General features: G+C 57.5%; 1 protein-coding gene. It reads right to left on the reverse strand.

Going from position 1 to position 457, the window contains the following annotated elements; genetic code table 11:
• Window positions 1-200: 200 nt before the first annotated feature.
• Window positions 201-457, reverse strand: a 257-nt coding sequence (locus EOE48_RS30435) for a transposase (protein ID WP_148239830.1), incomplete at its 5' end; no start/stop codon positions are given.

Raw genomic sequence — 457 nt, forward strand, 5'->3', positions numbered from 1 at the left:
GGGACGGCGCGGTTCTACTTTGCGCGGTTGCTGCCACGGGTGGATTCGCTGGTGGCATCGGTGAAGGCGGGGAGCGAGTCGCTTTACCTGCTGGATGCCGAGCAGTTCTGACGGATTCTGGGGCCGCTTTGCGGCCCATTCGCAGCGCAAGGCTGCTCTTGTAAAGTCATGCGCAGCCCCTGTAGATACTCTGTTGGCGGTCAAGCTTTTCTAAGGTGTTCAGAGCTGAAAAGCTTGGCCGTATCAAATGGTTCATCGCCGCGCATGCATGCCCATATGCCCGTCAGGTACTTGCGCATGACAGCGGCGATCGCTTGCATTTTTTTCTTCCCCCTGCTGACCAGCGATTCATAAAAGGCCTTCGCGTAAGGATCGCAGCGCACCGCCGTCAACGCAGGCATGTACATGGCTGCCCGTAAATAGGCATTCCCGCTTTTGCCGAGCCGACCAGGTTTAT

The sequence above is a fragment of the Methylobacterium oryzihabitans genome, from assembly GCF_004004555.2.
Taxonomy (GTDB): domain Bacteria; phylum Pseudomonadota; class Alphaproteobacteria; order Rhizobiales; family Beijerinckiaceae; genus Methylobacterium; species Methylobacterium oryzihabitans.